Raw genomic sequence first — 26,966 nt, 5'->3', positions numbered from 1 at the left:
TAATTAAAACCTTACAAGAAAAATCAATTTTTATTGATTTCTTTTTCAATCTTCTCCGTTAATGTTTTTTTAAAGGATTCATCCAGTTTAAAATCAGTGTTTTCAAACCCTACAAATACCCTGTTAATCAATATACTCTGTTGCTGATAAATTTTGCATACCGAACAGCCCGCCAGATGTATATGCAATTGTAGTGTTTCGGCAGCTGTAATTTTTCCGGCAATTCTTTTTTCGATCAAAAAAGTAGCTTGTTTACAGTTATAAATTATATTTCTTAGCGCGCTCGTCATATCAGTTCCAGTTTTTTTGAAGGCATGCCCTCAGGTTAAGTTTTGTGCGGTGCATAATTACCCAGAAATTGGCCGCGGTAAGTTTAAGTTCGGTACAGATCAGTTCCGATGACAGATCATCCATATGTTTCATCGAGAATACTGAAAACCATAATCCAGGGAGTTTAGCCAAACATTCATTTAATATACTGCCCAGTTCTTTAATCATCAAAGGATTGTCTACCTCCAAACCAAAGGCCTGTGGACGGTATTTTTCATTCCAGTGCCCTGATTCGGTGTCAAAGAAATCCTGTTGCTCGCCTTCGGCATCTGTTAGCTTTAAATCTCTTAGCCCGTTTGAAGATCGTTTCCGGTAAAAATCTGCAATCTTGTTTTTAAGGATGGCCGTTAACCATGTTTTTTCCTCACTATTCCCTTCAAAACGGTCTACACGTTGTAATCCCGCCAAAAAGGTATCCTGCACCATATCTTTGGCCACATCTTCATCCCTTAATCTCAACATGGCAAATCCATAGAGGTAATCGGCATATTTTTCAACCCAGCTCAATGGATCTGAGTGAAGACTTTTGGGAGCAATACCTTTGTCCGTTTCGTTTTGCATTTTTTACGTATGTTATATAAATATAGTGCTTAATTGATTAGTCGCGAGAAAAGAAACATCCTTACACTTTTTTTTATTTTTTCTGTAAGGATTATAAATCAAAAACGACTAAGCATAAAATTAGCAACCATGATCAGAAAAATAGTATTACCTTTTTTGGTGATAAACCTTCTCAGTACTGCCTTTATTGCAGATCATAAAACCATCCCTAAACCTATAGCCAAATCAGGTTTTGCAGTTATAGAACTTTTTACTTCAGAAGGTTGTTCGAGCTGCCCTCCTGCAGATGCCTTGTTGGCTGAGATCGAAAAAGAAAATCAAAACAAACCTGTATACTTATTGGCCTTTCATGTAGATTATTGGGACAGACTGGGCTGGAAAGATCGTTTTAGCAACGCAAAATTTTCTGCAAGACAAAACCAATATGCAGATTGGCTTAGCCTAAAAACCGTTTACACACCACAGGTTGTGGTAAATGGAAGCAAAGAATTTGTAGGCTCGGAGGAAAGCATCCTCCACAATAGCATTAAAACAGCACTTGCCACTCCATCTATGGGAAATTTAGATATTTCAACGGGCAAAACCGGCAATGGTAACCTCATACTAAATTATAATACCAATCAACCAACCGATGGTTATTCGCTGGCGGTGGCTTTGGTAATTGCAAAAGCAAGCAATCAGGTTTTAAGGGGTGAGAATAAAGGCAAGACTTTAAGCCATGTACAGATTGTAACTCAGTTCGAAACCTTTGTCCTGGGAGGAAAAACCAATGGGTCAGTAAATGTGCAAATGAACCAAGTGAACGGGGAACAGCCCACAGAATTAATTGCTTTTTTGCAAAACAATAAAACAGGTAAGATAACTGTGGCAACAAGTTTAAGCCCGCTGTTAGATCATAAGTAAGTCGTAAATCCGAACGATAAGCCCTAGTGTTTATCACATCAACAGCCTCACAATGAAAGTAATTAAAGAAAAACATTCGCTCTTAATGCGGTGGACACACTGGATTAATTTTCCGGTTTTGGCGGTGATGATCTGGAGCGGACTTTTTATTTACTGGGCCAATGATGCTTATGGCATTTCAATATTTGGCTTCAGTCTGATCAAATTTTTTCCTGAATGGTTTTACGATTACTTCCACATTTCGGGGAGGCTGGCAGAAGGAATGGCATTTCACTTTCTTTTTATGTGGTTCTTTTTCATTAATGGCTTGCTCTATATCATTTACACTGTTTTTTCGGGTGCCTGGCGAGCGCTATTACCAAATAGATACGCTTTTAAAGAAGCCTGGCTCGTACTCCTTCACGATCTGCATATCCGTAAAACTATTCCACCACAAAAGAAATACAATGCCGCACAACGCATAGCCTATACGGCCATTATATTTATGGGTATTGGTTCCATCGCAACAGGCCTGGCCATTTACAAACCTGTACAGTTTTACTGGCTCTGCTGGTTATGTGGTGGTTATCACTTCGCCAGGATTCTCCACTTTGCATTAACCATTGGATATGTCTTTTTCTTTTTGATCCATATTGTTCAAGTAGTGCTTGCCGGATGGAATAATTTCAGGGCGGTGGTAGCTGGATTTGAAGTGGTGGAAGAAGAGCCTCAACTTAAACACAAACCCGCAATACCTCGAAAAACCGAAGATAAAGATGAAAGCAAACTATAAAAAGAAGATTAAGACGCCATTAACAGTTGAGCAGAAAATCAAAAGGCGAACCTTTATTTCATTTGGGGCATTCGCAGCACTCGGAGTTGGTACTATTACTGGCTGGAAGTGGTTTTTAAACACTCCTGAAGAAACACCTGGCATTACTGGTGGTACCCGAGCTCCCTTACGCAGGGCACTAAATAAAACTGAACTCTTTTTCCGCAATTTCTTCAGCAACAAACACCTGGTTAAAACCTATCCGATAACGGAAGCTGCAAAAAACCCAAGGGTAAACAGCCTGATCGGTATTGAAGATGACGAGGGTTTTGATATTAGCAGTTGGAAACTCATTGTAAAACTTAAAAACCAAAAAGATCGATACATCAGCATAGACGCACTAAAAGCATTACCCAAAACAGAGATTGTTTACGATTTTAAATGTGTTGAGGGTTGGGACGAAATCCAACATTGGGCAGGTGTTAGATTAAGTGATTTTTTAGCACATTTTAAGCTTCAGGGAGAAGCTAAAAAACAATATATGGGCTTAGAAACGCCAAATGGAGCTTATTATGTAGGATTGGAAAGAGAAAGCATCATGCATCCGCAAACCTTACTGGCTTATGAAATGAACGGCAAACCAATCAGTATTGACCATGGAGCACCCTTAAGGCTAATTGTGCCGGTTAAATATGGTATTAAAAACCTGAAAAGAATCGGGACCATGAGTTTTAGCGATAGCAGACCTAGAGATTACTGGGCAGAACAAGGTTATGATTACTATTCAGGTTTATAAACTGACCTTACATCTTAAATTCTGGCTTTAGATAGGAATATGGCAGGGAAATTCCTTACAAATGGTTAAACTTAGGCTGAATAAAGCAAAATCAGAATTGAGAACAGCTTAACTAAGCCTGTTTTGGTACCTCAGGTTTTTCTTCTTCCTGCCCGGCTTTAAATTCTTTTATGCCTTTACCTAATCCTTTCATTAATTCAGGGATTTTTTTGCCGCCAAACAATAATAAAACAGCAACTCCAACAATAATCATTTCAGGGCCTCCAAGCAAGGCAGCGATGGTTGTATTCAACATTTTGTTTTTAATTATGGATATGTTACACTTACGCATAAACCAGAGCCTTGGTTCTTTTACAGCAAAATTTAAAATAGTTTAAAAAACCTACTTGTATTTAAAGTAATTTCTAAAGTTGTACGTCTACAGTTGCAACAAACCTAAAAACTTTTCTATATGATAGCCGTTTTCAAAACAAATGTATCCACGGATAGCGAGTTAAACGTAATCAGTCCATTGCTGAACAGCCAGTTCAAAGAAATTAAATGGAATATCGATTTATGGGATTCTGATAAAATCCTCAGGGTAGATTCGCCAAGAGATTGGACAAAAGAAATCACCGAGCTCTTTAACAGTATTGGTTTGCGCTGTATTAACCTCGAAATTTTTCATTCCGAGCCTTTTTAAGCCTAACATTTAAATTTCCGTCAATTATTATGGATATTATTTGCTGGTGGGAGGGTATATCATAAAGGCGATTTCACCTCAGTTGCTGTCATGTTGAGCCTGTCGAAATACCTTAAAGCGTATTTAAGCGGGTCCTTCGACAGGCTCAGGATGACAAATCTATATTATGATACAACCTATTGAATTTCGTTTTCAGAGATAATAAGCATTGGAGTTGCTATTGCAATTCAACATTGGAATTTACTTTATCAGTGAGATGGTAACATCTGACTGCACAAATAAAGGGTACATCTTCCTTTTGCTTTGGCTATTTGTAATAGATTATCATTAAATTGCATCATCTATTGCATCAACCCCTAATGAAAGAAATTACCGATATCATAAAGGCATATCAAAAAGCAAAGAAGGAAAAGAAAAAAGCAGCCCTTGCAACGGTAGTTAAGGTAGAGGGTTCCTCTTACCGCAGGCCCGGCGCCAGAATGCTGATTACTGAAGATGGCCAGTTAACAGGTGCCATTAGTGGCGGTTGTTTAGAAGGCGATGCGTTGCGAAAAGCACTTTCGGCAATTGTACAGCAAGAAAACAAGCTCATTACGTACGATACCACCGATGAAGATGATGCCAAATTTGGCGTTCAGCTGGGCTGCAATGGTATTGTACATATTCTGTTCGAACCCATCATCGAAATGGATGGCTTAAATCCAATTGCTATTTTAACCGCATTGCAAGGTAAAAGGGAGCATGCAGTATTAGCAACACTTTTTTCCCTAACAGATAAGCTGCAGTTGGGTACAAGCATGCTTTTTAGAAATGAACCCATTCTATCTAAAATTCCTAAGGCGATCTTCAATGAAACAATTAAAGATATCCTCGAAGTTTCTGAACATAAGACTACAGCAATTAAAGTGTATAATCTTGACAACCAACAGATTGATGCCTTTCTCGAATTCATCCCCCCCCCAATTTCATTAATTATAGCAGGTGCAGGCAATGATGCACAGCCTTTAGCCGAAATGGCTTACCTTTTGGGCTGGGAGATAACGGTGGTAGATGGAAGACCTACGCATGCTACGCCACAACGTTTTGCAAACGCAACCAAGGTTTTGGTGAGCAAACCCGAACATGTATTAGCTCAAATTCAGATAGATGAACAAACGGCTTTTGTGCTGATGACCCATAATTACAATTACGACCTCGAACTACTTAAATATTTATTAGCCACAAACGCAGCCTATATTGGTTCATTAGGGCCAAAGAAAAAACTAGTTAGGATGTTAGAAGAACTGGATTTGGCAACGCCGGCAAACCAAACACGTGTGCATGGTCCGGTTGGACTGGATATTGGTGCAGAAACGGCAGAAGAAATCGCCATTTCTATCCTCGCCGAAATCAAATCTGTTTTTACAGGTGCTTCGGCCATGTTTTTAAAAGAGAAGAAAAAACCAATCCATGTTTACGAATTAAAAAATAACTAAGCGTTGAAAACGGGCATTATCATATTGGCAGCAGGTAGTTCCTCTCGTTTGGGAAGACCAAAACAGCTTTTGGATTACAAAGGAAAAACGCTCTTACAAACCGTAATAAATGAAGCTTTAGAAACAAGCTGCAGACCTATTCTCGTTGTTTTAGGTGCAAATGCTAAAGAAATAGCCAGCCAGCACCACAATGATCAGGTTAATTTCGTTATTAATGAAAGTTGGGAAAATGGAATGGCATCGAGCATTGTAGCCGGACTTTCAACTATGATCAAAAATAATAGCGAAATTGAAAGTATCATTATTGCTGTAGCCGACCAGGCTTTTATAAAAATGAGTAACTTTAATAACTTAATAGAAAAGCAGAGAGAAAAAGGTAAAAATATAATTGCCAGTACCTATGCCGAAACGATAGGAACTCCTGTCCTCTTCAGAAAAGATTATTTTGAGTCACTTTTATCGCTCACAGGAGTAGAAGGAGCAAAAAAGATACTCAAACAGTACCCTCTGGATGTAGAAACAGTTGTTTTCGAACACGGAGAAATTGATATTGATACAGAAACAGATTACAACAATTTAATTAGCCAGCAATGATAGCAGATTCTTTTGGAAGAATACACGATTACCTGCGGATATCGCTTACCGATAACTGCAATTTTCGCTGCTTTTATTGCATGCCTGAAGAAGAGTACGACTTCACTCCTGCCTCCCGGCTCATGCAAACCGACGAAATTATTAAACTGGCAGAAGTTTTTGTGGCCAATGGCGTAAAAAAAATCAGGCTTACAGGTGGTGAACCATTAGTGCGAAAAGATGCAGCTCAAATTATTGCGGCATTGGGTAAACTTCCAGTCGAGCTCGTAATTACCACAAACGGAACCCGCATTGCTGAAATGTTGCCTGTATTAAAAGAGGCAGGGATTAAAACCATCAACATCAGCTTAGATACCCTTCAGCCAGAAAAATTCTTTATGATTACCCGAAGGGATGTTTTCCATCAGGTACGGAGTAATATCGAACTGCTTTTACAGCATAAAATCAAGGTGAAAGTAAATATGGTGGTGATGAAAGGCCTTAACGACAATGAGATCGGCGATTTTATCAGTTGGACCAAACATAATCCCATCCAGATCAGGTTTATTGAGTTTATGCCGTTTAGCGGAAACAAGTGGACGAGCAATAAGATGTTCTCTTTAGATGAAATCCTATCCGTGGTTGAAAAAGATTTCACCGTATTACCTGTTAAAGGAGAAGCACACGATACAGCCAAAAGTTTCATGATTCCTGGTCATGAAGGTTCGTTTGCCATTATCAGCACCATGACCAATCCTTTTTGTGATACCTGTAACCGCATGCGATTAACAGCAGATGGCAAACTCAAAAACTGCCTTTTTTCGGATAGTGAAACCGATCTGCTTACGGCATTGCGGAAAAATGAAGAGGTGCTCCCACTAATTCAATCGGCCATTTGGAGCAAAAAGAAAGCCTTGGGTGGGCAACTGGTAAGCGATTTCGAAAAAATTGATGCCACTACCATTCAAAACAGAAGTATGATTACCATTGGAGGATAAAATTTTCATGATTAGCGTTAAAGAAGCAAAACACCTCATTTCTCAACACATCATAGCATTAAATTCCATTTCAATTGATTTGGCCAAGGCATCGGGACACATTCTTGCAGCCGATATTTATGCTAAATACGATATTCCTGCATTTAGTCAATCATCCATGGATGGTTATGCCATTAAGTTTGAAGATCACGAACAAGAGCTCACCTTAATCGGCGAGATGGCCGCAGGAACAGCAACAACTATTACCATCCAAAATGGCCAGACCAGCAGGATATTTACAGGTGCTCCTTTACCGGAAGGTGCCGATACTGTGGTGATGCAGGAAAAAATCACACGTACAGATGAGAAAATCACTTTGCAAGATCCCAATTTAAAGCTTGGCTTGAACGTACGCGATAAAGGTTCAGAAATTAAGGGCGGAGCATTGGCAATGGAAAAAGGAAGCCTGCTCAGTCCTGCGGCTATTGGCTTTCTGGCTGGGATTGGTATTAACGAAGTTAGTGTTTATCCCATGCCAAAGATTTCGATTATTGTAACAGGGAAAGAATTACAACAACCAGGAAAAACACTCGAATTTGGGCAGGTGTACGAATCAAATTCCTATTCGCTTTCTGCAGCTTTAAAATATGAAGGCATTGAACAAATTGCCGTTTACAAAGCCGATGATGATCTCGAGATCCTTAAAAAAGTATTACAAACTGCAATAAAAAACAGCGATGTTGTGCTGCTCACCGGAGGCGTAAGTGTAGGCGATTATGATTTTGTAATCGAAGCCGCTGCGCAATGTAGCATCAAACAGATTTTTCATAAGGTAAAGCAGAAACCAGGCAAACCTTTGTTTTTTGGCACAAAAGATCAAAAATTAATATTCGGACTTCCAGGTAACCCATCATCTGTACTCAGTTGCTACTATAATTACGTATTGCCATCCATCAAATCCTTATCGCATAAAAGCAATAGTGTAATTGAGGTTCAGGCAGCACTTACACATCCTTATTCAAAAGCTGCAGGGCTAACACATTTCCTGAAAGGCAAATACGAAAATGGGCTGGTTACCCCGCTCAGTGCACAGGAATCGTACCGATTAAGCTCATTTGCACAGGCCAATTGCCTGATCTGCCTTGATGAAACCCAAGAGCAATTTAAAAAAAGCGACAGCCTAACCGTAATGATTTTACCAAACTAAACCATGCAAGAAAGTTTTATCCTCTTTTACTGCTTACTTTTTATTGTTGCCTTTTTATATGCATCAGTAGGGCATGGCGGAGCAAGCGGCTACCTTGCACTGATGGCTATTTTTGCCATTTCTCCAGCCATCATGAAACCTACTGCGCTATTACTCAATCTGTTTGTTTCCTCCACTTCCTTTATCCAGTTTTACCGTGGCGGCCATTTCAAGTGGAAAACCTTTTGGCCTTTTGCGCTTGCCTCTATCCCCCTCTCTTTTGTGGGCGGTATGATGGTAATCGAAAGTTCCATTTACAAAAAGATTTTGGGTGTGCTTTTACTCATTCCCGTCATTCGTTTTTTCTTCTTTAAAAATACCGATCCAAAAGATTTCAAACCATCAAATATTCCGTTATCGCTTGCCATTGGTGGTATTATCGGCTTACTTTCGGGCATGATTGGCATTGGCGGCGGCATTATCCTTTCTCCTATCCTGTTGCTTTTAAAATGGACCGATCAAAAACAGACCGCAGCTATTAGCGCAGCATTCATCTTTGTTAATTCGGTTGCTGGTTTAGGCGGCCAGCTCATTAAAGGCTTCGAATTTAACAGCCACATGCTCGCTTATGTTGGCGTAGCTTTCGTAGGCGGCATTTGTGGGGCTTATTTTGGTGCCATAAAATTCCCGCAAACCGTTTTAAAAAATGTGCTGGCCTGTGTATTGGCGCTGGCCGCTTATAAATTACTTTTTACACATGCATAACATGAAATACCTGATCATCGCCTTATTATTTTTAAGTTTTACTGTGAGTGCTCAAGAAAGCAAGCAATTTGTAATCGAAGGAAAGGTTAAAAAGCCATTAACAATTACTTTAAACAATTTAAGCACCTATAAATCCGTTAATTTGGATAGTATGACGATTTTTAACCACTTGATGCAGCGTAAAAGCAGCATCAAAAACATTAAAGGTGTGCTTTTGAAAGATATTTTGGCCAAAGTAGAAATAGATGCTGCTTCACCAAAAACATTAAGTGAATATTTTCTGGTTTTTACTGCAACTGATAATTATAAAGTGCTGTACTCGTGGAACGAAATTTTTAATTCGCCTACGGGAAATCAGATATTGGTTTTAACAGGTTATGATACCGATCCTGCAAAGGCTGAAAAGGGAAATATCGCCGTTATTACGCCAAGCGATTTCGCTACCGGAAGAAGATTTGTAAAAGGATTGAGTAAAATCAGCATCTTACAGGTAAATTAGCAGCATGAAACCATCATGAGCAAACACTCACAAACGGTAATAAACCGAGCCTGCGAGCGCTTGAACACAAAAATCAAATAGAAACTTGTGAAACCATCATGAGTTTACAAGTCACCAACAGAAATGCATATAAACTCATGATAGCTTCATAATAATTAAAAAACAAACATATACTGATGAAAAATATGCTCATGATAGCTTCATCACCGATAAAAAACAAAAATATACAGATGAAAATCGAATTGATCAGTTTTGGCAAGATAGCCGAGTTTATCAACAATCAAAATATTGAGCTTGATGGCATTGCTGATACCGATGCTTTTAAACAGTACCTCGAAAACCAGTTTCCTGCTTTAAAAAGCATGAAATATAAACTTGCCCTGAACAAAAATATCGTTCAGGAAAATACAGAAATTATCAATAATGCTACAATAGCCATAATGCCACCTTTTTCCGGAGGATAAACAATATATGAGTGCAGAGCGATACAACAGGCAGATTATCCTTAAAGGATTTGGGGAGGAAGCACAACAGCAGCTTTTAAGGGCAAAAGTATTGGTAATTGGTGCCGGTGGCTTGGGCTGCCCTGCCTTGCAATACCTGGCCGCTGCCGGCATTGGCCATATTGGTATTGTTGATGACGATACCATTTCACTATCCAATTTACACAGACAGATTCTTTTTACGACGGCTGATATCGGAAAGCTGAAAGTAGAGGTTGCAGCAAAACGCCTGCAGGAAATGAATACCCAGATCGGGATTATCCGCCACCCGATCCGTTTGCAGAAAAACAATATTCTCGATATTCTATCCAGATACGATTACATATTGGATGGTACAGACAATTTCGAATCCAGGTACCTGATTAACGATGCCTGTGCATTATTGAACAAAGCACTTATATTTGCTGCAGTTTCAGGTTTTGAGGGTCAGCTGGCCATATTTAACACTCCTGATCATTTAACCCCCAGCACCAATTATCGCGATCTTTTCCCCATTCCGCCCGATAAAGGAGAAGTAGCAAATTGTGCCGAAAATGGCGTTCTAGGTGTATTGCCGGGTATATTGGGTACCATGGCAGCCGCAGAAACCATTAAATTGATTGCCAAAATCGGACAGCCGCTCACCAATAAAATTTTAAGTTACAACTTACTTACACAAGAACAATACACCATCAACATCAGTCATGGAGGCGGTTATACCCTACCCAAAACTGTTGATGAATTTTTAAATATGGACTATCAGGATACGAGCGAAGGACCGCAGGGATATATAGAAATTGATGCCAGCGAACTGGTTAAACTTCAACAGTTAGAATCGACAATTTTAATCGATGTACGCGAAAGGCATGAAGTACCTATATTGGATAAACAGATCTTTACACAGGTACCAATGTCGGAGTTTGGCGCTTTCATGAGCAAAGAATTTTACCAGAAACATGTAGTGCTCATCTGCCAGCACGGTATCAGAAGTGTAGCCGCAGCAGAAGCCATGCAGGAAAAATATGGCGATGCAAAAAAAATATACAGTTTAAAAGGTGGCATTGTAAAATGGAGAGATCATTTTCTCAAACCCTAACATGAGCAAAAAAAAGATAAAGAACATATTTGTAGATGGCCCGATCGAACCTGCTTTTATAGCCGACAGTATTGCCAAACACAACAGCAAAACAGCTATTGGTGGCCATAGTATTTTTATGGGACAGGTAAGAAAAGATGAGATTGAAGGCAAATTTGTTGCTGCGATTGAATATACTGCCTACAATGACCTTGCGCTCGAAAAAATGCAGCAGATCAGGGAACAAATCTTTGATAAATATCCACTCAATTGCATGCATATCTATCATAGCCTGGGCACAGTTAAAACAGGCGAAATATGCCTTTTTGTTTTCACCTCGTCGGCACACCGTAAACCCGCAATGGCAGCCTGTACTGAAGTGGTAGACCGGTTAAAAGCAGAATTACCGATCTGGGGAAAAGAAATATTCGAAGACGAAACCCATCAGTGGAAAGAAAATATTTAATATGGTAAACATCACAAGAAAATCCAACACCTTAAGGATTGCCATTGCAACCGCTACTGTAAAGGTATCGAAGCAAGAGACTATTGATGCTATTGAACAGCGTAAAATACCCAAAGGCGATGTATTTGAATTTGCCCGTGCTGCAGGCCTATTCGGCGTAAAAAAAACCAGTGATGTAATTCCGGATTGCCACCCGCTTCCTATTGAGTATACCGCTATTACCTACGAAATTGTGGGGTTAACCATCATTATTACGGTTGAAGTACATACCATTTACAAAACAGGTGTAGAAGTTGAAGCCATGCATGGTGCCTCGGTTACGGCTTTAACCATGTACGATATGTTAAAACCAATTGATAAAGGCGTTGAAATAGAAAACATTAAGCTTTTAAAAAAATCGGGAGGAAAATCAGACCTTAAAAATGCCAGATTCCCTGAGTTAAAAGCTGCTGTTGTAGTTTGTTCGGACTCTATTTTCGAAAACAAAGCTCAGGATAGCGCTGGCAAAGCGATTATTTCGAGATTAGCTCAATGGGATATCAATGCCGGGAAGTATGAAATCGTACCCGATGAAATCAATATCATCCGGGATAAAGCCCGCGAATTAAGCCAAGGAGGCTACCATTTAATTATTTTTACCGGGGGAACTGGCCTTTCACCCCGGGATGTAACCCCAGAAGCCATTGCTCCCTTAATCGACCGCAATATTGATGGCCTGATGGAAACTGCCCGACGTTACGGACAGGAGCGCATGCCTTATGCCATGCTTTCGCGCGGTGTAGCGGGTTTTATCGGAGAAACACTGGTGCTTACCTTCCCTGGCTCTAAAAGCGGCGTAGAGGAAAGCATGGACGCCTTGTTTCCGCAGGTTTTGCATTTATTTAAGGTGATTAAGGGCGAAAAACATTAGATTGAGTTAAATCGTCATTTCGACTGAAGCGCAGTCCCGAACCTTCGGGAGAGAAATCTATTACCTATTCCATAAACATTGTTTAAAGATTTCTTCACTGCGGTCGAAATGACGACTGATTTTTAGAATCCATTAGTAGTAACTTGTTTGGAATCGTAATGCCTCAGCAATAGCTTTATTTTGCATTAAGATTTCCGCCTGCGCGGGAAAGGCGAATTCGTTTAAACCAACAAATATTAAATCTAAACAGCAAAAATGTTTTTTGTGATAAAAAATTAAGTCCTATTTTTGCGGCATGTCGTCTAAATATAAGATTTTATACTTTTTCCAAAATTCTGATACTGCTATTCTAGAAATTCAACGTCTAGGTCTGCCCGACAATGCAGATGCAGAAGCGACCTACCACTGGCTTTACTTTGATAAAATTACAGGATCACTGATTAAACTATGGTTCAGATCGATGGATTCTTCTACCGAAATTGAAGAACGTTATTTTGAGCAGGGTTATCTTAAATTCAATAAAACAGAGGCTACATACATCGAAAAGCACAATTCTTCGCAACAAAAACTCAATAACATGGGCAATAGAGCTATTGGAGATGAAATAAGTGTTTTATTAGAAAATTACCTGAAATAATTTAGGCCATTTCTGGCAGTTCTGATTCTAAACCTGCTTTACTCAAAGGATAACGAGAGGCGTGGAAATTTTGTAGCGACTGGCAAAAACCAGTGTACCATTCTTGTTTTTGCATGCTTTCTAAAAGCTGCGCACAGGCGAGTACATCTGCATCAGCCTGATGCAGTGCATGGGCAACAAAATTAACCACATCCCAAACGCCTTCCATCATAAAAAACCTAAATGTAGATAAGATTGCCGACCATTGTACTTTTTTAGCCTGAAGCAAAAAAAAACGTGAAACAGGGCTGCATAAACGTTTAAATGCCATGTAATCCTCTTCAGCGCCTTCTAAGTTTAAAAGTCCATCGCTATAAGGGAGATTTACAATTTCTGCTGCAATTTTATCACGGCCGTGGAAATAAACACTTCCTGCACAGATGGAAGATATCGATATCAGGGATAAATGATCGTAGATTTCGGGATGCATTTTCAACTTTCCATTACGTACAAATACCAGTCCACCCTTTTTAGCTGCTCCAACCTGTGTATTCATGGCCGATAAACTTAAGAGCTCAAATTCGCCCGCAAAATTAAGTGCCGTTACAAACTGTGCCGCAGCCATAAAAGTACCCCGATCAAGAGGTTTGTCGTTTATAACAGGTTCCTGAATTGAAAAAATAGAAAGTTGCAAAAATATTTAATTTGTTTGGTTCCGGTCGACTTGATCGACATTAGCAAAAATAAAAATCCCATTCAGAAAACAACTATATAGATAGCGGGTAAAGCGGGTCAGATTGGTAATCCGCTAGAAATGAGAACGAAATTTTTTCAACCTTTTTGTTCAGTTATTGATGTACCCGGTTTCGATGGCGAAATACAAAATATAAAGGCAAAAAAAAGCAGGACTAAATCCTGCTCAAAATCTTTTGGGGAAGAATTAAACAACTCTTACTTTCACTGCATTAAGGCCTTTTTTGCCTTCTTGAACTTCGTATTCAACTGTATCATTCTCTCTGATTTCGTCAATCAGGCCTGATGCATGCACAAAAATCTCAGATCCGCTCTCTTCTTTAATAAAGCCAAAGCCTTTTTCTGAGTTAAAAAATTTTACTGTTCCGTTTTTCATTATACTGGATGTTTTTAAATTAAAAACCAAAAATAGGATTAAAACCCAAAAACCAAAATTACTGGCAAACAAAATTGCGAATTATGCACAAAAAGATTTACAACTGTAAAGATTATGGCTACTATTTTACAGTTAAAGGTATTAACCACGAATGTTTATGAGCATTAAAAAGATTTTCCTTGTGTAATGGAAGAATACCAATTAATTGGGTGCGACCTTAAGTTCATACCGTCACTCTCAATATGATACAAGATAATTGGCATACTAAAATCGACAAAACGTTCTACCTGTCTGGAAAGTTTACCGAGAAAATCCATACTCGATATGCCTTCCTTTAAATGAACATAAATCACACTGCCTGTTTTAAACTCAAAGCGTTCTACCACTCCTGGCCACTCTGCTTTTATCCTGGTGAGGAAAGCTTTGATTTTGGTTTCTTCTTTTAGATTTTCCATAAGCTTATCAGGTTTTTTAATATATGCTAATTTAAAAAATTATTCCAAATAAGATTAATTGTAACAGGACCTATACAATTCGCGTTAAAAACCAATAAAAAACAAAAGAGCTGCATAATGCAGCTCTTTTAATGATAATTTTTCAACTAAAACGACAATTACCCATCAATAACACACTTAAAATCAATTATTTGAACCAAAAATCTGTTAATTTTAACTTTATATACTAAATAAAGATATATTTGATATGAAAGATTACTTTAGGGAAACAATTTCCAAACCTTCACTCTTTAATTCTTTTCCTTTAACATTTAATTGTATCGTCCCGCCTTTCTTATCTGATTGTACCACCACCACCAGTTTTCCACTGAATAATTTCATGGTTGGTTTTACAAATGATTCCAAAGAAGTAGCATCGCCATTACAAACCGCTTTAAATGTCCCCGCTCCTTTTACTTCAAAGTTTAAAGCATTGGTAGCTGTTGGACAAGGTATACCGTTTTGATCAACTACTGAGACGGTTACAAAAGACAGATCTTTTCCGTCGGCCGTAATATCTTTTCTATCCGGTGTTAACACAATTTTATAAGGTTTACCTGCTGTAGTTATCTTTTCTTCGGCTACGGGGTTTCCATTGCTGTCAAAAGCTATAACCTTTAAGGTTCCTGGTTCGTATTTTACATCCATCCACATCAACCTATAGCGGTTTTGGGGTGTTGATTTATCTTTTTTACGTACACCCAAACTTTTACCATTCAAGAAAAGTTCGGCACTATCATAACTGGTGTATACAAAAACTGGCGTAGTTTGACCTTCTCTTCCCTCCCAGTTCCAATGTGGCAGTAAATGTAATGTTGGCGCAGCTTTATTCCAACGGCTTCTGTACAGGTAATAACGGTCTTTGGGTAAACCAGCCAGATCAGAAATCCCAAAATAAGAACTTCTTGATGGCCAACTGCTATCGTAAGGGGTTGGCTCGCCAAGGTAATCGAAACCTGTCCAAACAAATTCTCCGATTACCCATGGTTTATCGTCCTGCATCACAAAATCATCGTCAGGTACATTAGACCAGCTACAATATTCAAGATCATAAGAAGAAGACTGAAAATCAGGATATTGTTTATCAAATCCTTTTACAACCGGAAATTTATATATCCCGCGGGAGCTTACCGTTGAGGCTGTTTCAGATCCCAAAATAAAGCCCTGTGGAAAAACCTTATTGGCTTCTTCGTAAAGATGTACCCGATAATTTAAACCCGGTATATCCATCAATGCACCAAAACCCGATTGCATGGTTGCCTTCACCTGATCCATCCCTACGGTAACCGGACGTGTAGGATCTTCTCGGTGGAAAATTTCCTGAAGCCATTTAGCCCTTTTAACACCTTCTGAACCAAACTGATCAGGCACTTCGTTTCCTGAGCTCCACATCACAATACAAGGGTGATTTTTATTGGCCTGTACCAGATTTACAATATCTTTTTCGGCATCGGTATTAAAATAAAGGTGGTAACCGTTTTCTACCTTGGCTTTTGCCCATTCATCGAAACTTTCGGCAAGGAACATGAATCCCATTTCATCACACAGTTCCAATTGCTCGGGCGAGGGCATATTGTGCGAACTTCTAATAGCATCGCAGCCCATTTCTTTTAAAATCGTTAATTGTCTTCTTAATGCAGCGGTATTAATCGCAGCGCCAAGCGGACCAAGATCGTGGTGCAGGCAAACGCCTTTAAACTTTCTTACCTGACCGTTGAGGCTAAATCCTATTCCTGCACTGAAATTAATCGTTCTGATCCCAAATCGCGTTTTCACTACATCTTTCAATGTGTTCCCTTCATACACGTTCGATACCGAAGTATACAGATAAGGTCTTTCGGGGCTCCAAAGTTTGGGATTGCTGATTTCTATATTTTGATCGGCTTCGTTTCCAAAGATCGATTTCGCTGTATCAATAGCCACCTGCTTACCTAAGCTATCTAAAATCTGCGTAACCAAACGAACACCTTTACCTGTTAATTTTGTTTTGATATTCACTTTGGCAAATTCTTTCTTTACTATTGGGCTTGTTACTGTAATCCCCCATTGTTCGATGCTTTTTTCGTCTTTGATGATTAAATGCACATTGCGGTATAAACCTGCCCCAGGGTACCAACGAGAGGATTTTGGCATATTTTTAAGATGGATAGCCAATAAATTACCGGTTGTTTTTAAGTCGTTAGTGATGTCTATATAAAAGTAATTGTAACCATAATTCCATTGTCCAACCTGTTTCCCGTTGAGGTACACACGAGGTTCGCTCATGGCGCCATCTATCTGAAGCAGCACTTTCTGGTTTGGTTTAAGCGCCTGGAGGTTAATTTTTTTTCGGTACCAGCCTTCTCCAATATACGGTAAGGCTCCTGTTCTACCCGTTTTTTCAGTAGCCCTGCTTTCGCCATTCTGAGTAATCGCGGTTACCTGTTTGTCTATTTCCTTATCAAAAGGTCCGCTAATGGCCCAATCGTGCGGAACAGCAACCGTTTCCCAGCGGGTATCATTAAAAGTAGCCTCGGCAGCATTCGGAAAATTTCCTTTTGAAAATTTCCAGCCTTCATCAAGTAAAATTTCGGTTCGTTGTGCAAAGGCATTTAAATAAGCCAGGCTAACCATAAAAATGGTAAAAAGTATTTTCTTCAATCGGAACATATAATTGATGGTTATTTTAAATAGATAGATTCGATAATAATATGATTTGGTTTAGTGGGGTTTCCATAACCAAATGTAACTTCAAGTTTTTCAGCATTCTTCAAACTAAAGACAGCTTGAGTTGGCGATTGAAAATAAAGTGGTAAAAAACCAGGATAAGGACGTGGAAGCAACAATTGCGCATCGTTTTTAAGCTGATTTAAAGAGATTTCTATCAATTTAAAATCTTTTCCGGCGAGAATTTCTGTCGCGAAGAAATGTGCATCAGTATCAGTTAAACCGATTTTAATCTTTGTGTTTTCGGTATTTGCTTTAATCTTGATCACCAATGTTTTTAAATTGTTCAATTCTGTAGACCTCCCAGCCATTTTATCAGCAAAGAAGCTTTGAAACCCCATCAATTGATTAGTTTTTGGCTTACCCATGGAGAGTTTCAGGTTCAGTACCGATGGATTTTCTTCTGAAACATATTCAATTTTATTGTTTCCCCAATCAGGATTATAGATATTGATATTTTTGCCGTCTTTGCCTGCATTGAAAATTTCTACAATGGCATCTTTAGCGGCCACATAGGTCTGGTAACTTTCCGTTTCAAGCTTATCCCATACATTGGGATTTCCTTTTACATTTGCCGGAAAAGTGATGTAATCGCCATTTGCTTTATGAACGATGATCTGATATTTCAGCACACCATTTTTCACCAGTTCGGCCGGAATTGTTGCATGATATTGGTATTCCTGATTTTTTTCTAGCGGAATATTTTTCCAGCGGTTGGCAGCATTCAATTGAATAAATGCTGAATCTTTTGCACCTAAGCCTGTAATTTGTGCATTGATTGGTAAGGCTATATCTTCTGAAACCGTTGTTAAAGCCTCATGTTTAACAAAAATATCCTCATTGGAAGCTTTTGGTGCAACAAATTCACCTAAGGCTATATGCTGACTAATGCTTTGAGCGTTCAGATTGGTTTTTAAGTTTTTCTTAATCAACAGATAAGCACCAGGAGAAACACTAAAACGATGTTCAACAGCAGCTGAATTAAAGGTATTGCCTTGATTTAATCCTTTGACTGTAAAGCCAGCACCCAGATCGGGAAGATCAATATCGATTGGTAAAGTAGACCAGATAATCTTTGTGACCTCTTTTTGTGGTGAAGCTTTTTCAAAAGGATCTCTGATGGCGATTGCATCTGGCATTACTTCCAAACGCCACACCCCGGTAGCCACCTGATCTATAAAATAGGCTCCCCTACCCTGATATTGAACAATTTTAGAGCTGCCCACACCTGCAATATGTTTTAGTTTTTTTGCATTGATTAGTTTTGAGGTGGTGCTATTGGTATAATAAAATTCTTCAGCAGTATTCATTTCGCTCAACGAATTTTTGTAATCAATTTTAAACGGGCCAAAAGTATTGCCGTTGTTTAAAGTATCTAAACGGCCAAATTGATGGAAAACCTTCGAAGCAATTAACATACTGATTGCTTTTGATGGCGTATAAGCGAGGTTTAAATAATGAGTTTGATACTCGGTATTGGCATAAGCAGTTGCCATCGGGTCGTAGGCAAACTGGGTTGCCCATTGAAAACCTGCAGCCCTAAAACTCCTGGCCATTGCAGGGTACATCATCGGCGCCATTACGTCACCGGCATCAAATTCGTAAACTACTTTAGCCCGGTTTTTAAATGCAGGAATGCTATCGAAAGGGATTTTATACCGGGCTACATTTGGAAGGTAATTTCCTTGTAAAGTATGCCCGGCAACCAAACCTGTTGGATACCATTGAAAGCTATGCCCCTGAACAGCTGCTTTTACAATGGCATCAGCGTACCAGGGCGATTCGCTGATGTTATAGAAAACAGGTTTTGTCCAACCCGTACTTTTTATAGCGGCAGTCATGCGGTTAACGTATTCTGTTGCCCTTTCCTTTGGTCCGCTGTGATGCGGTTCGTTATTGATCTCGGTGGCTAAAATATCTACATCCTGTTGGTAGGTTAAACCAGTGTAAGGGTTTTTATGCTTAAAAAACTGTTTCAGGTAATTTTCCTGTGCTTTAAAAGCTTCTTCATTTACTACAGATTTATCTTTACCATACTTATTGGCAAAGCTTCCGGTATTTTCATCTTTCTCCGGATAACCGTTTCCCCAAAAGGCAATTGGCGTAACCAGGGTTTTGATTTTGCGTTTCTTAAGTTCTGCAAGCAGAAAATCAAAAAGACGTAAATGTTCGTTATTGATCAGGTTTCCTTCAGCATCTGATATTTCCTGATCCCAGACATGTACACGGAAAGCATCTAAACCCAATCGCGAGAAATGATAAACATCGTCTTTTATGGCTTGTTCGGCAGTTATACCCATTTTTAAAATGGCCCGATTGCCATAGGCAAAGGGTGCGGTATAATTGGTACCGAAAAAAGCAGCTTCCTTATTATCTTTCTCCCAGCGGATTACACCTGATGCATCTACATCAATACCTTGTTTATTTTGCGCATGGGTAACGATTGCCATAAGGGCAAAAGCAACAGAAAGAGACAGTTTTTTGAGTAAAATCATAAATAAAAAATTGTTCATTAACTGCGGATTTAAAATCCGCTTCCCGCCAGGTAAGGATTACAAATCCTGACCAACTGCCAAGTTAAGGCAGAAACGCATCCATTGCAACCGTTGGTTTGCCCGTATCATCAAAAGCACCCAATTTATAACCACTCCAACTATTGTAAGATTGCGGCTCCCAATAGAAAACCCCTAATCCTTTGTTATTTGGCAACGATTTATTCTTCGCGATTAAATCTTTAATAAAAGCTTTGCAGGCTACCGCTTCTGAAACTGGCATTCCCAATTCACAGATCATTACTTCCGATCCGTAACGGGAAACCATATCCGTCATGTTGGCTAAACACTGGGTGTTTTTTGCCGACCAATCTGTAGCTGTAGGATACATTGACATCCCGATTACATCCCATTTGGCACCATTATTTTTTAATCCATCGAACATCCACCTGAATAGACTGTTATCATAACCATTAGAAATATGCACCACCACTTTCGAAGTTGGATTTACTGCTTTCACACCATTATAGCCAGAAAGCACCAGATCTGCAAAGTTTTTCATGTTTGTAGATGCTTTTCCATCATTCCATAACATGCCATTATTGGTTTCGTTACCCACTTGCACCCATTCAGGTATAATTTTATTGGTTTTTAAAACGGTTAAAACCTCAACGGTATGGTTGTAAACCGAAGTTTTTAAGCCGGCAAAATCCTGTGTTGCCCATGCGGCAGGTTTGTTTTGCTGCCCTGGATCTGCCCAAGAATCGCTGTAATGAAAATCGATCAACAAACGCATGTTCATGGCTTTTGCCCTTTTTGCCTTGGCTAAAACGTCGGCTGTATTGCAATAACCTGCAGCTGGATTTACCCAAACCCTAAGGCGAATGGTATTGACCCCTTTATCTTTTAAAATTTTAAGCAGATCTTGTTGCTCTCCTGCAGTATTGTAAAACTTTTTACCTGCAGCTTCCATTTCGGTCAGCCAGCTTACATCGGCTCCCAAGGCATAAGTGCCCACAGGATCTGGCTCAGGATAAATTTGTGTTTCGCCTTTAACTGATTTTTTACATCCGGCACCTATCATTGCCAGCAATAAAATAAATCCCAGCCATTTCATGCTGTTTATGCTTATATTTTTTAACATCTCTAGCCTATTTAATTGAATATGTATAATTTCCATCACCAGCGCTTAAATCTAAAGTAACGGTGAAAATGCCTGTTTTGGTAACCGGGATATTGATACCGCCCCAGGTTGGTGCACCAGCATAAACTAAGGCCCCATTGGCATCTACTTTGTAACTGATATCGTAACCACCATTACAGGTAAACACAAAAGTTTTGCCTGCAGTTAATGAAACATTCGCCGCAACCCACTTGCCTGTTGCTGCATTGTAAATCAATGGTGTGGATGAAGTACTCCAGGCGTTATCATCGCCAGAGATAAAAAATTTAACAGGTGTATAGGTGATCGTCAATGCATCTACATCGGCATTTACTTTCATATAAGCCGGAGCTGGTGTAAGGTACAAATTACCTCCTGTTAAGCTCATCGTAGTTGAAGTGCCTCCCCAGCCGTAAACCTTGCTCGCATCTTTTGTAGATACCAATTGAAAAGCATCGCCACCATAACCATCGGCGTTTGGCAGATTAAGATAACCTTCGTATTTCGAATTGAATTTAGCAGAGGTTAGCACAAAACCATTGGTTCTTGCGGTTGGTGTTTTCCAGGAATTACCTCCTTTTATCATCAAAGCAGGATATTCTATGGTGGCTTTGTATGGATTAACCGTCATGGTTAAACTCGAATAAATTGGTTTAATGGTTGAGGCTGTCCCGGTATTTTGGGTCACTTCTGCTTTCAATCTCACCACTACGGTACTTACCACACCTGTTGGCAATAACAGCTGATTGGCTAAAAGTGAATTAAAATCGGCACCCAGATAAGCTTTTTCAAAAGTACCGGCAGTAAGTTTAACGATTACCGCATTGGCCCAGGCATTTGTACCTACAGTATCTGCAGGCACATCAAATTCCAGTGAATAGGTTGGAATAACACTTGCACCAAAGTTTGCGGCTTTAAAACTAAATGTCGCCACCTGAGCAGCATCATTCGCTGAGGTTAATACTACATTGGCTACCGAACTTTTAAAAGCAAGGCTACCTGCATTTGGTGGCGTAACGATGTTTGTACTTTCTTCTTTTTCGCAGCCAAAGAACAGACTGATTAAAAGCAAAGTATATATGATCTGAATTGATAACTGTTTCATAATTGTTTTGGATTAATAACCTGTATTCTGACGAAGGTTTGGATTAGCCGAAAGATCGGTTGGCGGCAATGGATAAAGGTTGTACTTGCTATTTACGGCTGCACCGCCTTTAACGCCACCTTTCCACGCCCATAAATAAGCAGCGGTGGTAAACTTTCCAAAACGGATCAAATCCGTTCTGCGGCTTGCCTCGTACCAAAGTTCGCGCCCGCGTTCATCTAAAATAAAATCGGTAGTTAAAGCGCTTGAGGTGATGTTTCCGGCTACGCTTCCGTTATATGCACGGGTACGCAACTGGTTAATGTACGTTAATGCCTGTGTTAAACTACCGCCTGAGCCACCCCGTAAAACAGCTTCAGCATAAGTTAAATAGGTTTCACCTAAGCGGAAAAGCGGGAAATCGATATCCGAAAAGTCTTTGGCTACATCCTGATGTGGCGCCGGCCCACCTGAGCGGGTTTTATTACGGAATTTAGTGCTGGAGTAACCATCGTTAGAAGTATACAGATCGTTCACCTCCAAATTTTGTCCCGACATATAAAACTGAGCCCTTTTATCTGTTGCACCTGTTTTATCGGTAAAAAGATTTACAAATTGTTGGGTAATCCTTAATCCACCCCAATCGCCGTTGGATCCTGAAACTTCTGCCGGTACGTGTGCCGGACCATGCATCAGGTAAGTAGTACCCCCAAAATTCTGGGTATTTGTGCCGTCGTAATTAATGGTAAAGATGTTCTCGTCGGTATTTAAGTGATTATCGGCAATAGTTAACTCACGGTAATTGCCATGAAGCGTATAACCTGCGGCCGTAATTTTGTTGCAATAGGTAATCGCGTCGGTATATCTGGCGGTACCAGTATATACTTCTGCATTTAGATAAATCCTCGATAACAAAGCCCATGATGCAGTCCTATCAGCACGGCCATATTCGTTTGCTTTTGGCGCAGCAAGATCATTTTCAATGGCCTTAAGTTCTGATTCTACATAGGCGAATAAATCTTTACGGGCAATCTGTTTCGGCAAATCTTTACCCCCAATTTCGGTAGTTTCGGTAACCAGTGGCGGGTTTCCATAAATATCCATTAATACCGCATATTGATACGCCCTGATAAAACGGGCTTCAGCCTTAAACCTGCGTACCTGATCGGCATCAGCGCCAGTAATTCCCCTTTTGCTTAAATTATCATCTGAAGATTGATTGATAAAATCGTTGCAAAGTGTAATCTGAAAAAATGAACGGTAGTATAAACCATTGATGATGGAATTGATTGATGACCAGGTCATTTCGTGCAGTCCCTGGATACCCGCATCGTTTTGCCATGACCAAACAGCCTCATCAGTAGTTAATTCCTGCAAGTTCCAGTATAAACGAAGGAAATCGGAATTACCTTCATCTTTAATAATCTCTACCGGAATATCGGGCTGACCAACGGATGCATTTCCGGTAAGGGCAAAAGCACCGTACACCTTGGCTAATGATTGTTTATAACCGGCAGCTGTGGTATACACTTTATCGGCCGTAAGATCGTTTGTGGGCACTAAATCCAGTTTGTTGCACGATGTGATCAACATCCCGATGGCACAAACTAGCGTGAATAATGGTAAAACACGTGGTTTCATATATTTTTTGTTAAAGCAGTTCATCATCTTAGAAATTAACATTTAAGCCTAAAGAGAAAATACGAGGTCGTGGATAGATATTGTTATCCACTCCTGACGCCACCTCTGGATCCAATCCCTTGTATTGGGTAATTACAAATACGTTCTGTACGCTGGCCGTTAGCTGTACGTTTGCTTTGGTTTTAAGGATCTGACCGAAAGCATAACCCAGATTAACGTTATCCATTCTTAAAAAAGAAGCATTTTGAACATAATAATCGCTCAATAACTGCTGGGTTTTAAAATTGGTGGTCAGATAATTGGGCGAAGCATTCAAAATAATTGCAGTTCCTAAAATCTGGTTTAAATTACCGCTTTGGCTATAGTTATTGTTGTAAACGTAGTTACCTAAATTTGCCCTCAAGGTGAATGATAAGTTCCATTTTTTGTAACTCAGGTTATTACTAAAACCCAGGAAAACTTTAGGATCTGCTTGTTTTCCTTTTTTGAAATCGTTCTGATTGATTACGCCATCACCATTCTGGTCTATATAAACACCCTCAATTGGGTTTCCGTTCTGATCATAAGTCTGTTCAAACAGGTTGAAGGTATTTTTCGGTCCGCCAACCGCGTTGATAAAGGCATTTTGTCCACCAACCCCACCGGCAATGGTTCCACTCGGAAAGCCCGCATAATTTGGATCATTTGGTACTACCGTTAAATTGGTAATGGTATTTTTGTTATAAGTGGCATTAAAGCTAAAATCCCAGTTGAAATCTTTCTCTCTTATTGGGTTAAAATTCAGGGTTAACTCTGCTCCTTTGTTTTCCATATCACCAACATTCACAATTGCTGTTGCAGCGAAATTGGTTCCGGCTGGCTGAGGAATTAAATTCAACAGATCGCTGGTTTTCTTGCGGTAAACTTCCAGGGTACCCGTAATGCGGTTATCCAAAAATCCGAAATCCAAACCAATGTTGGCTGTTGCAGTTTCTTCCCACTTGATGTTTGCAATGTAAGCGCTTGGACGGTACATCTGATAAAAGGTATTGCCAAACTGGTAAGAGGCATTTAAGGCACTCAAACCATAGGTAGACATATATCCGTAATTGCCAATCCCATCCTGCTGACCGGTTATACCATAACCTACACGTAGTTTTAATGCAGAAACAATTTTACTATCCTTCAGAAAAGACTCATTTTTAATGGTCCAAGCTAAGGCCGCAGATGGGAAAACGCCATATTTAAAAGAAGGCCCGAAACGGGATGAGCCATCACGACGTACCGTTGCGGTTAATAGAAAACGCTCATCGTAGTTGTAATTTAATCTTCCAAAATAAGAGATTAAACGATATTGAGGTTTGTTAAAAGCAAAAGCAGGATCTGAGTTTACAACTTTAGTTCCATAAGCATCAAAACTGGGATAGTTGTACTGTGTAGTTAAATAATCATTGTAAGAATAACCTGCGGTTGCATCAATCCTACTTTTAATCGATTTAAATTCTTTAACATAGTTCAGGTAAAAATCCAGAACCGTATTTCTTCTATTTTGTTTGTATTGATTGTTTACGCCGTTGCTCAAAATCGATTCTGCAGCATTTGGATCTACATAAACCGTTCCTTTGCCCGAAGCCACATCATAAGCAGCGTTTAAATTAGCGTGCAGTTCTGGCAAAAAGTGAAAACTATAATCCAGTTGCAGGTTACCGATACTCCGCATTGGTTTCGCACGGTCTTCTCTTTGTTCCAATAAGCCAACCGGATTACGGCCAACTAAATTAACCAGACCGGTCGGTGTAGTTGAATCTAACCACTCCCAATAACCATTATAGTCTGGCCTGTTCGTATAAGTAGCTTGTGTTGGATCAAAACTCACTGCACCACCAATAGCGGATGTATTTGCAAAACGTGTTTTCTGCATACTTCCTTTCAGATTGATATCGAGTTTTAAGTGATTATCAAAAAACCTTGGATTAAAAACAACGGCAGCTGAAGTTTTCTGCAATTCATCCGTCCTTAACACACCTGTTTGATTCTGATAACCAATTGATAAACGGTAGGGCAATTTTTTGATTCCGCCACTAATGCTGATATTGTTATCGGTAGAAAAACCATCCTGATAAATCAGATCTTGCCAGTTGGTATTAAATGTACCCAATTGTGCTTTTTGCGTTGCCGTTCCTTTAGAATTCACAATCGCACGGATTTCATCAGCATTTAAAACATCCAACGGTTTGCTTAATTTAGAAACAGAATTTACCGAATTGAAAGTTACTTTTAAGGCATCGCCCAAACCTTTTTTTGTGGTGATAATGATTACACCATTTGATGCTCTTGCACCATAAATGGCTGCTGCCGATGCATCTTTTAAAACCGTAAAGGTTTCAATATCATTCGGATTGATGAAACTCAAAGGATTTGATGCGCCTGAAACGCCACCGCTTTCTAAAGGTACGCCGTCTATCACAAACAACGGATCGTTACTTGCGTTTAATGATGAACCGCCACGGATACGGATGGTACTTCCACTTCCCGGCTGACCGCTGTTCGAAGTAATCGAAACCCCCGAAACCTTACCCGATAACATCTGCTCTGGCGTACTAATACTTCCCTTTTGGAAATCCTTTACACCAACAACTGCTACAGAACCCGTAAGATCTTGTTTTCGGGTGGTTCCATAACCCACTACAACCACATCATTTAGGGTAGAAGCATCTTCTACTAAGGTTATGTTTAAGGTTGTGGTTTTCGAAACCGGGACCTCCCGGACTTTATAACCTACCGAAGTAAATTCGAGCATACCGGCCTTAGCAGGAATCTTGATACTAAAATTTCCATTTGCATCAGTAGAGGTGGCAATCGCCGTTCCTTTTAAGCGAACACTTACACCCGGCATACCTAAATTATCGGGCGCTGATTTAACAACACCGGTAATGGTTGCCTGCTGTGCAAAAAGATATCCATGGGTAAAAATCAGAAGTAAAAGCATTAACATTCGCTTGTTACCTTTGAAGAAAGATGTAAAAATGTGCATAGAATATTATGGTTAGAATTAACGATACAAATGAAGGATTTATCGCATTGTCCGCCTTGTGCTATTGTTCATTTCTTTTGTGCTAATCGACATATTATTGCTTTAAATTGCTTTCAATCCGTCATTCCTCATGTATCATTCCCGCGCAGGCAGAAACCACGAAGTGCTCAGCAAAGCTAATCTTAATGAATAATGCAA

General features: G+C 39.6%; 27 protein-coding genes. 15 read left to right on the top strand and 12 right to left on the bottom strand.

Annotated elements, in window-relative coordinates; all coding sequences use genetic code 11:
- Window positions 1-23: 23 nt before the first annotated feature.
- Together AC07VK_RS02155 and AC07VK_RS02150 are read right to left on the bottom strand one after the other, a co-directional pair.
- Entirely contained in the window at window positions 24-290 is a 267-nt protein-coding gene (locus AC07VK_RS02155) for a zf-HC2 domain-containing protein (protein WP_492958008.1), read from the bottom strand.
- A gap of 1 nt (window position 291) precedes the next feature.
- Window positions 292-891, bottom strand: a complete 600-nt coding sequence (locus tag AC07VK_RS02150; protein ID WP_492958006.1) for a sigma-70 family RNA polymerase sigma factor — start codon at window positions 889-891, stop codon at window positions 292-294.
- A gap of 129 nt (window positions 892-1,020) precedes the next feature.
- On the opposite strand from AC07VK_RS02150, the gene AC07VK_RS02145 reads away from it, so the two are divergent.
- From AC07VK_RS02145 to AC07VK_RS02135, 3 genes are read left to right on the top strand one after another with little or no spacing between them, the layout of a single operon-like run.
- The gene (locus tag AC07VK_RS02145; protein WP_492958005.1) at window positions 1,021-1,794 is read left to right on the top strand and encodes a DUF1223 domain-containing protein; all 774 of its coding nucleotides are present in this window, start codon (window positions 1,021-1,023) and stop codon (window positions 1,792-1,794) included.
- Between the two features lie 52 nt (window positions 1,795-1,846).
- Entirely contained in the window at window positions 1,847-2,566 is a 720-nt protein-coding gene (locus tag AC07VK_RS02140) for a cytochrome b/b6 domain-containing protein (protein WP_492958003.1), read from the top strand.
- Window positions 2,550-3,341: a molybdopterin-dependent oxidoreductase gene (locus tag AC07VK_RS02135; RefSeq protein ID WP_492958001.1), complete on the top strand. Its 792-nt coding sequence runs from the start codon at window positions 2,550-2,552 to the stop codon at window positions 3,339-3,341. Before AC07VK_RS02140 ends, AC07VK_RS02135 begins: the two co-directional genes overlap by 17 nt.
- Before the next feature lie 112 nt (window positions 3,342-3,453).
- On the opposite strand, the gene AC07VK_RS02130 is transcribed toward AC07VK_RS02135, so the two are convergent.
- Window positions 3,454-3,636, bottom strand: a complete 183-nt coding sequence (locus AC07VK_RS02130; protein WP_426324746.1) for a Sec-independent protein translocase subunit TatA/TatB — start codon at window positions 3,634-3,636, stop codon at window positions 3,454-3,456.
- 156 nt (window positions 3,637-3,792) lie between these two features.
- Between AC07VK_RS02130 and AC07VK_RS02125 the strand changes: the two genes are divergently transcribed.
- The 12 genes from AC07VK_RS02125 to AC07VK_RS02070 all read left to right on the top strand — a co-directional run bounded on the left by AC07VK_RS02125 (window position 3,793) and on the right by AC07VK_RS02070 (window position 13,068).
- Entirely contained in the window at window positions 3,793-4,023 is a 231-nt protein-coding gene (locus tag AC07VK_RS02125) for a hypothetical protein (RefSeq protein ID WP_086547003.1), read from the top strand.
- 359 nt (window positions 4,024-4,382) lie between these two features.
- On the top strand, window positions 4,383-5,498 hold the full coding sequence (locus AC07VK_RS02120) for an XdhC family protein (protein WP_492957999.1): 1,116 nt from the start codon (window positions 4,383-4,385) through the stop codon (window positions 5,496-5,498).
- 3 nt (window positions 5,499-5,501) lie between these two features.
- Entirely contained in the window at window positions 5,502-6,092 is a 591-nt protein-coding gene (locus tag AC07VK_RS02115; RefSeq protein WP_492957997.1) for a nucleotidyltransferase family protein, read from the top strand.
- Window positions 6,089-7,069 (top strand): GTP 3',8-cyclase MoaA, encoded by a 981-nt coding sequence (moaA, locus tag AC07VK_RS02110; protein WP_492957995.1) that lies wholly within the window; start codon window positions 6,089-6,091, stop codon window positions 7,067-7,069. The genes AC07VK_RS02115 and moaA overlap by 4 nt, the downstream gene beginning before the upstream one ends.
- A gap of 7 nt (window positions 7,070-7,076) precedes the next feature.
- Window positions 7,077-8,255, top strand: a complete 1,179-nt coding sequence (locus tag AC07VK_RS02105; protein WP_492957993.1) for a molybdopterin molybdotransferase MoeA — start codon at window positions 7,077-7,079, stop codon at window positions 8,253-8,255.
- A gap of 3 nt (window positions 8,256-8,258) precedes the next feature.
- On the top strand, window positions 8,259-8,999 hold the full coding sequence (locus AC07VK_RS02100; RefSeq protein ID WP_492957991.1) for a sulfite exporter TauE/SafE family protein: 741 nt from the start codon (window positions 8,259-8,261) through the stop codon (window positions 8,997-8,999).
- A 1-nt stretch (window position 9,000) separates the two neighbouring features.
- Window positions 9,001-9,498 (top strand): molybdopterin-binding protein, encoded by a 498-nt coding sequence (locus AC07VK_RS02095; protein WP_494939776.1) that lies wholly within the window; start codon window positions 9,001-9,003, stop codon window positions 9,496-9,498.
- 230 nt (window positions 9,499-9,728) lie between these two features.
- A complete protein-coding gene (locus tag AC07VK_RS02090) occupies window positions 9,729-9,962 on the top strand; it encodes a MoaD/ThiS family protein (protein ID WP_492957987.1) in 234 nt (77 codons plus the stop codon).
- Window positions 9,963-9,969: 7 nt separating this feature from the next.
- Window positions 9,970-11,076, top strand: coding sequence for a ThiF family adenylyltransferase (locus AC07VK_RS02085; RefSeq protein WP_492952883.1), 1,107 nt, complete (start codon window positions 9,970-9,972; stop codon window positions 11,074-11,076).
- Between the two features lies 1 nt (window position 11,077).
- Window positions 11,078-11,521: a molybdenum cofactor biosynthesis protein MoaE gene (locus AC07VK_RS02080; protein ID WP_492957985.1), complete on the top strand. Its 444-nt coding sequence runs from the start codon at window positions 11,078-11,080 to the stop codon at window positions 11,519-11,521.
- A gap of 1 nt (window position 11,522) precedes the next feature.
- The gene (gene moaCB / locus AC07VK_RS02075; RefSeq protein WP_492957983.1) at window positions 11,523-12,431 is read left to right on the top strand and encodes a bifunctional molybdenum cofactor biosynthesis protein MoaC/MoaB; all 909 of its coding nucleotides are present in this window, start codon (window positions 11,523-11,525) and stop codon (window positions 12,429-12,431) included.
- A gap of 295 nt (window positions 12,432-12,726) precedes the next feature.
- The gene (locus AC07VK_RS02070; RefSeq protein ID WP_057933355.1) at window positions 12,727-13,068 is read left to right on the top strand and encodes a hypothetical protein; all 342 of its coding nucleotides are present in this window, start codon (window positions 12,727-12,729) and stop codon (window positions 13,066-13,068) included.
- Between the two features lies 1 nt (window position 13,069).
- Here AC07VK_RS02070 and AC07VK_RS02065 read toward each other — a convergent pair whose 3' ends face one another.
- From AC07VK_RS02065 to AC07VK_RS02025, 9 genes are all read right to left on the bottom strand, one after another.
- Window positions 13,070-13,741: a hypothetical protein gene (locus AC07VK_RS02065; protein WP_492952880.1), complete on the bottom strand. Its 672-nt coding sequence runs from the start codon at window positions 13,739-13,741 to the stop codon at window positions 13,070-13,072.
- A 246-nt stretch (window positions 13,742-13,987) separates the two neighbouring features.
- Complete coding sequence (locus AC07VK_RS02060) at window positions 13,988-14,176, bottom strand: cold-shock protein (RefSeq protein ID WP_025142821.1); 189 nt, start codon at window positions 14,174-14,176, stop codon at window positions 13,988-13,990.
- 164 nt (window positions 14,177-14,340) lie between these two features.
- Window positions 14,341-14,631, bottom strand: coding sequence for a hypothetical protein (locus AC07VK_RS02055; protein WP_057933358.1), 291 nt, complete (start codon window positions 14,629-14,631; stop codon window positions 14,341-14,343).
- A 255-nt stretch (window positions 14,632-14,886) separates the two neighbouring features.
- Complete coding sequence (locus AC07VK_RS02050) at window positions 14,887-17,310, bottom strand: DUF4982 domain-containing protein (protein WP_492957981.1); 2,424 nt, start codon at window positions 17,308-17,310, stop codon at window positions 14,887-14,889.
- A 20-nt stretch (window positions 17,311-17,330) separates the two neighbouring features.
- The gene (locus tag AC07VK_RS02045; protein WP_492957979.1) at window positions 17,331-19,889 is read right to left on the bottom strand and encodes a membrane or secreted protein; all 2,559 of its coding nucleotides are present in this window, start codon (window positions 19,887-19,889) and stop codon (window positions 17,331-17,333) included.
- 64 nt (window positions 19,890-19,953) lie between these two features.
- Complete coding sequence (locus tag AC07VK_RS02040; RefSeq protein ID WP_492957977.1) at window positions 19,954-21,012, bottom strand: glycoside hydrolase family 53 protein; 1,059 nt, start codon at window positions 21,010-21,012, stop codon at window positions 19,954-19,956.
- 7 nt (window positions 21,013-21,019) lie between these two features.
- Window positions 21,020-22,135: a SusE domain-containing protein gene (locus tag AC07VK_RS02035; RefSeq protein ID WP_492957975.1), complete on the bottom strand. Its 1,116-nt coding sequence runs from the start codon at window positions 22,133-22,135 to the stop codon at window positions 21,020-21,022.
- Window positions 22,136-22,147: 12 nt separating this feature from the next.
- On the bottom strand, window positions 22,148-23,755 hold the full coding sequence (locus AC07VK_RS02030) for a RagB/SusD family nutrient uptake outer membrane protein (protein ID WP_492957973.1): 1,608 nt from the start codon (window positions 23,753-23,755) through the stop codon (window positions 22,148-22,150).
- Window positions 23,756-23,783: 28 nt separating this feature from the next.
- Window positions 23,784-26,768, bottom strand: coding sequence for a SusC/RagA family TonB-linked outer membrane protein (locus AC07VK_RS02025; protein ID WP_492957972.1), 2,985 nt, complete (start codon window positions 26,766-26,768; stop codon window positions 23,784-23,786).
- Between the last annotated feature and the right edge of the window lie 198 nt (window positions 26,769-26,966).

The organism is Pedobacter sp. GW821-FHT01D05 (assembly GCF_059422505.1).
The sequence above is the reverse complement of the archived record's forward strand: the minus strand, read 5'-3'. Positions and strand labels throughout refer to the sequence as shown.

Coding starts and splice junctions, on each gene's coding strand:
- AC07VK_RS02155 (WP_492958008.1), bottom strand. CDS start 290: ATGACGAGCGCGCTAAGAAATATAATTTATAACTGTAAACAAGCTACT.
- AC07VK_RS02145 (WP_492958005.1), top strand. CDS start 1,021: ATGATCAGAAAAATAGTATTACCTTTTTTGGTGATAAACCTTCTCAGT.
- AC07VK_RS02030 (WP_492957973.1), bottom strand. CDS start 23,755: ATGAAACCACGTGTTTTACCATTATTCACGCTAGTTTGTGCCATCGGG.
- AC07VK_RS02150 (WP_492958006.1), bottom strand. CDS start 891: ATGCAAAACGAAACGGACAAAGGTATTGCTCCCAAAAGTCTTCACTCA.
- AC07VK_RS02125 (WP_086547003.1), top strand. CDS start 3,793: ATGATAGCCGTTTTCAAAACAAATGTATCCACGGATAGCGAGTTAAAC.
- AC07VK_RS02070 (WP_057933355.1), top strand. CDS start 12,727: ATGTCGTCTAAATATAAGATTTTATACTTTTTCCAAAATTCTGATACT.
- AC07VK_RS02060 (WP_025142821.1), bottom strand. CDS start 14,176: ATGAAAAACGGAACAGTAAAATTTTTTAACTCAGAAAAAGGCTTTGGC.
- AC07VK_RS02080 (WP_492957985.1), top strand. CDS start 11,078: ATGAGCAAAAAAAAGATAAAGAACATATTTGTAGATGGCCCGATCGAA.
- AC07VK_RS02085 (WP_492952883.1), top strand. CDS start 9,970: ATGAGTGCAGAGCGATACAACAGGCAGATTATCCTTAAAGGATTTGGG.
- moaCB (WP_492957983.1), top strand. CDS start 11,523: ATGGTAAACATCACAAGAAAATCCAACACCTTAAGGATTGCCATTGCA.
- AC07VK_RS02100 (WP_492957991.1), top strand. CDS start 8,259: ATGCAAGAAAGTTTTATCCTCTTTTACTGCTTACTTTTTATTGTTGCC.
- AC07VK_RS02095 (WP_494939776.1), top strand. CDS start 9,001: ATGAAATACCTGATCATCGCCTTATTATTTTTAAGTTTTACTGTGAGT.
- AC07VK_RS02105 (WP_492957993.1), top strand. CDS start 7,077: ATGATTAGCGTTAAAGAAGCAAAACACCTCATTTCTCAACACATCATA.
- AC07VK_RS02135 (WP_492958001.1), top strand. CDS start 2,550: ATGAAAGCAAACTATAAAAAGAAGATTAAGACGCCATTAACAGTTGAG.
- AC07VK_RS02055 (WP_057933358.1), bottom strand. CDS start 14,631: ATGGAAAATCTAAAAGAAGAAACCAAAATCAAAGCTTTCCTCACCAGG.
- AC07VK_RS02025 (WP_492957972.1), bottom strand. CDS start 26,768: ATGCACATTTTTACATCTTTCTTCAAAGGTAACAAGCGAATGTTAATG.
- AC07VK_RS02035 (WP_492957975.1), bottom strand. CDS start 22,135: ATGAAACAGTTATCAATTCAGATCATATATACTTTGCTTTTAATCAGT.
- AC07VK_RS02040 (WP_492957977.1), bottom strand. CDS start 21,012: ATGTTAAAAAATATAAGCATAAACAGCATGAAATGGCTGGGATTTATT.
- AC07VK_RS02120 (WP_492957999.1), top strand. CDS start 4,383: ATGAAAGAAATTACCGATATCATAAAGGCATATCAAAAAGCAAAGAAG.
- AC07VK_RS02140 (WP_492958003.1), top strand. CDS start 1,847: ATGAAAGTAATTAAAGAAAAACATTCGCTCTTAATGCGGTGGACACAC.
- AC07VK_RS02045 (WP_492957979.1), bottom strand. CDS start 19,889: ATGAACAATTTTTTATTTATGATTTTACTCAAAAAACTGTCTCTTTCT.
- AC07VK_RS02090 (WP_492957987.1), top strand. CDS start 9,729: ATGAAAATCGAATTGATCAGTTTTGGCAAGATAGCCGAGTTTATCAAC.
- moaA (WP_492957995.1), top strand. CDS start 6,089: ATGATAGCAGATTCTTTTGGAAGAATACACGATTACCTGCGGATATCG.
- AC07VK_RS02130 (WP_426324746.1), bottom strand. CDS start 3,636: ATGTTGAATACAACCATCGCTGCCTTGCTTGGAGGCCCTGAAATGATT.